The organism is Kitasatospora sp. NPDC017646 (genome assembly GCF_044329365.1).
Lineage (GTDB): Bacteria > Actinomycetota > Actinomycetes > Streptomycetales > Streptomycetaceae > Kitasatospora.
Window position 1 is genome coordinate 1 of the sequence record NZ_JBIRJC010000103.1, and the last position, 6632, is coordinate 6632.

The window sequence follows — 6632 nt, forward strand, 5'->3', positions numbered from 1 at the left end:
CACGCGTGTTTAGCGTCACTCTGTGCGGGCCAACGCGGGCGGCAGACGGGGGGGGTGCGGGGGGGGGGCGGGGGCGGGGGGGGGTAGGGGGGCGGGGCCGCCCCCCCGCTCCGCGCCGCAGCGGCGTCCGGCGGTTCTACACCTAGTGCGCCCAGCCCGACGTCCGCCAGGCGTTGACGCCCGGGCGGACGGCGGGGCGGTGCAGGCGGGAGCGGTCGTTCCAGGGGGAGGCCGGGCCGACGCCCGCCAGACGCGCCGCGTCTGCGGCGGTCTGCGCGGCGGCGGCCCGGGCCTGGACCACCGCCAGGACGGTGGCGAGCTCCTCGGGGGTCGGCTGCCCGTGCAGCACGTGGATCGGGGACATGGCTGGGTTCTCTCCCGAGAGGGGTGGTGCCTACAGGGGGATGTTGCCGTGCTTCTTGGGCGGCAGCACCTCGCGCTTGCCGCGCAGCGCCCGCAGGCCCCGGACGATGTGCCGACGGGTCTCGCTCGGGGCGATCACCGCGTCGACGTAGCCGCGCTCGGCGGCCAGGTACGGGTTGAGCAGGGTGTCCTCGTACGAGGCGATCAGCTCGGCCCGCTTCTCCTCGGCGGTGCCGGCCGCCTCGGCCTCGGCGATCTCCCGGCGGTGCAGGATGTTGACCGCGCCCTGCGCGCCCATCACCGCGATCTGCGCGGTCGGCCAGGCCAGGTTGAGGTCGGCGCCCAGGTGCTTGGAGCCCATGACGTCGTACGCGCCGCCGAAGGCCTTGCGGGTGATCACGGTGATCAGCGGGACGGTGGCCTCGGCGTAGGCGTAGATCAGCTTGGCGCCGCGACGGATGATGCCGTCCCACTCCTGCTCGGTGCCGGGCAGGAAGCCGGGCACGTCGACGAAGGTCAGCACCGGGATGTTGAAGGAGTCGCAGGTGCGGATGAAGCGCGCGGCCTTCTCGCTGGCGTTGATGTCCAGGCAGCCGGCCAGGTCCATCGGCTGGTTGCCGACGATGCCCACCGACTGGCCCTCGACCCGGCCGAAGCCGGTGATGATGTTGCCCGCGAACAGCGGCTGGGTCTCCAGGAACTCGCCGTCGTCGACGATGTGCTCGATCACCTTGCGCATGTCGTACGGCTGGTTCGCCGAGTCCGGCACGATGGCGTCGAGTTCGAGGTCCTCGTCGGTGACGGAGAGGTCCGCCTGCTCGGGGTAGGACGGCGGGTCGCTCAGGTTGTTGGAGGGCAGGTACGAGAGCAGGCTCTTGACGTACTCGACGGCCTCCTTCTCGTCCGTGGCCAGGTAGTGCGCGTTGCCGGACTTGGTGTTGTGGGTGCGGGCGCCGCCCAGCTCCTCCATGCCGACGTCCTCGCCGGTCACGGTCTTGATGACGTCCGGGCCGGTGATGAACATGTGCGAGGTCCGGTCGGCCATCACCACGAAGTCGGTGATCGCGGGGGAGTAGACCGCGCCGCCCGCGCACGGGCCCATGATCAGCGAGATCTGCGGGATGACGCCCGAGGCGTGCACGTTGCGGCGGAAGATCTCGCCGTACAGGCCGAGCGAGACCACGCCCTCCTGGATCCGGGCGCCGCCGGAGTCGTTGATGCCGATGACCGGGCAGCCGGTCTTCAGCGCGAAGTCCATCACCTTGACGATCTTCTCGCCGAAGACCTCGCCGAGTGAGCCGCCGAAGACGGTGAAGTCCTGGGCGAAGACGGCGACCTGACGGCCGTCGACGGTGCCGTAGCCGGTCACCACGCCGTCGCCGTAGGGCCGGTTCTTCTCCTGGCCGAAGTTGGTCGAGCGGTGCCGGGCGAACTCGTCGAACTCGACGAAGGAGTCCTCGTCCAGCAGTTCGACGACCCGTTCGCGGGCGGTCAGCTTGCCCTTGGCGTGCTGCTTCTCCACGGCCTTGGCGGAGCCGGAGTGCACCGCCTCGTCGAGCCTGCGCCGCAGGTCGGCGAGCTTGCCGGCGGTGGTGTGGGGGTCGTACGGCGCCTCGGTCATCCGGTGGCTCTCCCTGATCATCGGCCGCGACCTGTTCGAGTGCGCGCGGACCGGGGATGGAGGCCCGCGCAGAGGGCAGGGCGGCGCTGCGAACTACCGCTGCGTAGCGTAGCCAGCGCGCCGGGCGATCCGTCATCTCCTGGCGTTATGGTCATCGACACAGTGTGTCAACGGGCGTTGTGCGGGACGATGGGGCGGACTGCGCCTCTGCGGGTCCGCCCTGCCGGGTGCTCCCGCTGGTTCTAGGGTTGCCACCATGACCGCACCCGACACTCCCCGCCGCAGCGGACTGCGCGGCTTCGGCCGTACCGGACCGTCTCCCTGGACCGACCTGGACCGGCCGCCGCTGGACCAGGAGGTGCTGCGCCGCGACCTGGTCGTGCCGGGCGGGCTCTGGACCTCGCTGGACGTCGTCGCCGAGACCGGCTCGACCAACGGCGACCTCGCCGAACGGGCCCGGGCGGGCGCCCCGCAGGGCACGGTGCTGGTCGCCGAGGCGCAGAGCGCCGCGCGCGGCCGGCTCGACCGGCAGTGGACCGCTCCGGCACGCTCGGGGCTGTTCGTGTCCTTCCTGCTGCGCCCCGAGGAGGTGCCGGTCGAGCGGTACGGCTGGCTGCCGATCCTGGTCGGGGTGGCCGCCGCCAGCACCCTCGATCGGGTGGCCGGGGTCGAGGTCGGGCTGAAGTGGCCCAACGACCTCCAGGCGGAGATCGACGGCGCGGAGCGCAAGCTCGGCGGCATCCTCACCGAGCTCAGCGCCGGCGCGGTGGTGGTCGGGCTGGGCCTGAACGTCTCGCTGCGCGCCGCCGAGCTGCCCGTCCCCACCGCCGGCTCGCTCGCCCTGGCCGGCGCCTCGACCACTGACCGGTCCGTCCTGCTGCGCGCCCTGCTGCGCGAGTTCGCCGGGCTGTACCGCGAGTGGACGGCAGCGGCCGGGGACCCGCACGCGAGCGACCTGCTGCGCGCGTACGTGGACCGGTGCAGCACGCTCGGCCGCCAGGTGAAGGTGCACCTGCCCGGCGATCGCGAGCTGGTCGGCGAGGCGGTGGCGATCGACGCGGACGGCCGGTTGGTGGTGCGCACCGCCGACGGCGCACGCCGGGCGGTCGGCGCGGGGGACGTGGTCCACGTTCGCCCCCAGCCGCGCTGAACGGGACTCTTCACCTCTCCTTGACTCGGGCGGATGCTCCGGATCACGTGATTCCGTGCGAACATTCCACCTGGCAGCGGTGTGAGGCGCGCCACTGTCCGCCCGGGTGGCGGGCGGTGCGCCCGGACAGGTAGGACACGAGGCAAGTGCGGCAACCGCACGGGGACGGACCGGTGGCAGAGGACGGCGGCGGCGAGACGGCGGGCATCCACGACCCCACGGTCGCGCTCGAACTGGAACGCCTGATCCTGGACGCGCCACGCCGCTACACCCCGTACCAGGCCGCGCGCGCCGCCGACGTCCCGATGGAACTGGCCACCCGGTTCTGGCGCGCCATGGGCTTCCCCGACATCGGCCAGTCCCGGGCGCTCACCGACGGCGACGTGATCGCGCTGCGGCGCCTGGCGGGTCTGGTCGAGTCCGGTCTGCTCAGCGAGTCGATGGCGATCCAGGTGGCACGCTCCACCGGCCAGACCACCGCCCGGCTGGCCGGCTGGCAGATGGACACCTTCCTGGAGAACCTCACCCAGTCCGTCGAACCCGGGCTGACCCGCGCCGACGTCGCGTACCCGCTGGTCGAGCTGCTGCTGCCGGAACTGGAGCAGTTCCTGGTGTACGTCTGGCGGCGCCAGCTGGCCGCCGTCACCGGCCGGGTGGTGCAGGCCGCCGAGGACAACGAGATCACCAGCGGCCGGCTCGCCGTCGGCTTCGCCGACCTGGTCGGCTTCACCCGGCTGTCGCGGCGGCTGGAGGAGGAGGAGCTCGGCGAACTGGTCGAGACCTTCGAGAACACCTGCTCCGACCTGATCGTCGGGCAGGGCGGCCGGGTCATCAAGACCCTCGGCGACGAGATCCTCTACGTCACCGAGGACCCGGCCACCGCCGCCGAGATCGCGCTCTGCCTGATCGAGGCGCTGGCCGAGGACGACACCATCCCCGCGCTGCGGGTCGGCATGGCCTTCGGCACGGTCACCCAGCGGATGGGTGACGTCTTCGGCACCACGGTCAACCTGGCCAGCCGGCTCACCTCGATCGCGCCCAAGGACGCGGTGCTGATCGACGGGGAGTTCGCCGCGGCGCTGGAGCTGAACGGCAGCGTCGGCCCGGCCGAATCCGAGGGGCCGGGCCTGGCGGAGGCGCTGTCGGTGGCGGCCGGGATGCCCGCCTCCGGGCTGCCGGTGCCCGGACCGGACCCGGGGGCGCGGTTCCACCTCCAGCCGATGTGGCGGCGGCCGGTGCGGGGGCTGGGGCTGGTGGAGCCGTGGCTGCTGTCGCGGCGGATGAAGGCGGAGTAGGGCGTGTCCGACGACTCCCGCTGGGCGGGTGGGGCGCGCCGGGCTCTTCGTCGGCCCGGTCCCCGACCCTCGGACGGGTGCCGAACGGTTGAAAGCCGTACCGTCGGTTGTGGGTTCATCCGGGCAAACGGGGCATAACCGAACGAAATCGCCATAGTCTTGGTGCAAGCGGCCGGACGGGTGCGGCCGACCGGTGGGGGTCCGGCAGGACCGAGCACAGGGAGCGAGGCGAGCCGGTGAGCAGTGAGGCGATCATGACGGACCGCGGCTGCGACTGCGATGGCCCGCACCGCTCCGACCCGCTGCCCGACCTGCGGCTGCAGTCGGTGGTCGAACTCGCCCAGGACATGGCCGGGGCCCTCACGCCGCTGGAGGCCGTCCGGGCCGCCGCCGTCCGGGCCACCGAGGCGCTCGGCGCCGTCATGGCCGCCGTCTCGGTCTGGGACCGCGAGTCCGGCCGGCTCCGGGTGCTGGTCAACCACGGCGAACTCGCGCCCGGCGAGGAGGAGCTGCCGGAGGACGAGTCGTACCCCGTCGCGGACTTCCCGGAGATCGTCACCTACCTGGAGGAACGCTGGACCACCGGGCGACTGCCGCGCGCCTGGCTGCAGAGCGCCGAGAACGGAGAGCCGCACCCCGGGCACAACCACCCGACCGCCGGCGCGTACTGCCAGGAACGCGCCGCCGCGCTGCGCAGGCGCGGACGGGCCTGCTGTGTGGTCGCGCCGATCGTGCTGCACGGACAGGCCTGGGGTGAGCTGTACCTCGCCCGGTCCACCGGCATGCCCGAGTTCACCGAGGCCGACGCGGACTACGCGACCCTGCTCGCCGCCCAGGTCTCCGCCGGACTCGCCCAGACCGAGCGCCTCGCGGACCTGCGCAGACTGGCCTTCTCCGACCCGCTCACCGGCCTCGCCAACCGGCGCGCCGTCGACGCCCGGCTGGAGAGCGCGCTGGAGGCGCACAACCGGGACAACACCGTGGTCTCGCTGGTCGTCTGCGACGTCAACGGACTGAAGCGGGTCAACGACCAGCTCGGCCACGAGATGGGCGACCGGCTGCTGGAACGCTTCGCCCACCAGCTGTCCCTGGCCGCCGCCAAGCTGCCCGGCAGCCTCGCCGCCCGGCTCGGCGGCGACGAGTTCTGCCTGCTCGCGGAAGGGCAGAAGGCCGACGAGGTGGTCGCCGTCGCCGAGGAGCTGTGCGCCCGGGCCCTCGCGCTCTCCGAGGGCGAGGGCGTCGCCTGCGGCGTCGCCTCCACCGGCGACTCCATCGGACCGGTCACCACCCCCGACCGCCTCTTCCGGCTCGCCGACGCCGCCCAGTACCGCGCCAAGGCCGCCCGCGCCGCCCACCCCGTGGTCGCCGGGCGCAGTCACGGCCCCGGCTTCTCGCCCGATCCCACCGTGCTGCTCGCCGACGCCGCCGACCCCCACCACCGGGCCGACGGTCGGCGCGGCCCCGGCGGCCGGGCCGGCGCGGCCGACCGGCGGCGCTTCCGCGGCGCCGCCCACAGCGCCGACCCGGGGCAACTGCTCACCGCCGTCCTCGCCGCCCTCGACCAGGCCTCGGCCGCCCGGGCCGTCCACCCGGCCGACACCCTCGGCAAACTGGTCGTCGTCGCCGAGACCTCCGCCCGGCTGCTCGACGCCGTCGGCTGGTGGGTCTCGTACGTCCCGCCCGGCTCCCACCTGATGCGCACCTCCCAGCACGCCGTCTACCGGATGACCAGCGGCCCCAGCAGCACCCGGGCCGAGACCCAGCGCGCCAGGATCGAGGCCCCGGACGCCGTCTTCGACCTGCGCCACTACCCGATGACCCGCCGCGCCGTCCGCGGTGGCGCCTTCGCGCTGCGCGCGGGTGCGGCGGGCAACGACCCGGCGGAGGAGGCGATGCTCGTCGTCTCCGGCTACCGCGGGATGGTCGCGGCGGGCGGCCAGAACCCGGCGGGCGGCTGGCTGGTGGAACTGTTCGCCGACGACGCCACCCTGCCGCTCGGTCAGGCGGCCTGTGCGATGCGGGCCTTGGTGGCGGTCGCGCTGGCGGGGGCGGCTTCGCCGCCGGTGACGTGAGGGGGGCTGTGGGGGTCTGTGGGGGGTGCTGTGGTGGGGGGTGCTGTGGTGGGGGGTGTTGTTGGGGGGTGGGCTCTCGGGAGGGTGGGTGACGCCGGGGGCGGTTCCGGGGGTGGGCGCTCCGGGGGCTG

At 73.6% G+C, this 6632-nt stretch carries 4 protein-coding genes and 1 pseudogene; 3 read left to right on the plus strand and 2 right to left on the minus strand.

Going from position 1 to position 6632, the window contains the following annotated elements:
- Positions 1-142: 142 nt before the first annotated feature.
- Complete coding sequence (locus ACH4J0_RS42605) at positions 143-364, minus strand: acyl-CoA carboxylase subunit epsilon (protein ID WP_396246569.1); 222 nt, start codon at positions 362-364, stop codon at positions 143-145.
- 30 nt (positions 365-394) lie between these two features.
- On the minus strand, positions 395-2005 hold the full coding sequence (locus ACH4J0_RS42610; protein WP_396246570.1) for an acyl-CoA carboxylase subunit beta: 1611 nt from the start codon (positions 2003-2005) through the stop codon (positions 395-397).
- A 235-nt stretch (positions 2006-2240) separates the two neighbouring features.
- On the opposite strand from ACH4J0_RS42610, the gene ACH4J0_RS42615 reads away from it, so the two are divergent.
- The 3 genes and pseudogenes from ACH4J0_RS42615 to ACH4J0_RS42625 all read left to right on the plus strand — a co-directional run.
- Positions 2241-3134: a biotin--[acetyl-CoA-carboxylase] ligase gene (locus tag ACH4J0_RS42615; protein WP_396246571.1), complete on the plus strand. Its 894-nt coding sequence runs from the start codon at positions 2241-2243 to the stop codon at positions 3132-3134.
- Positions 3135-3307: 173 nt separating this feature from the next.
- Positions 3308-4429: an adenylate/guanylate cyclase domain-containing protein gene (locus tag ACH4J0_RS42620; protein ID WP_396246572.1), complete on the plus strand. Its 1122-nt coding sequence runs from the start codon at positions 3308-3310 to the stop codon at positions 4427-4429.
- Between the two features lie 254 nt (positions 4430-4683).
- Positions 4684-5934, plus strand: a pseudogene (locus ACH4J0_RS42625) (diguanylate cyclase domain-containing protein); the annotation flags it as partial.
- Between the last annotated feature and the right edge of the window lie 698 nt (positions 5935-6632).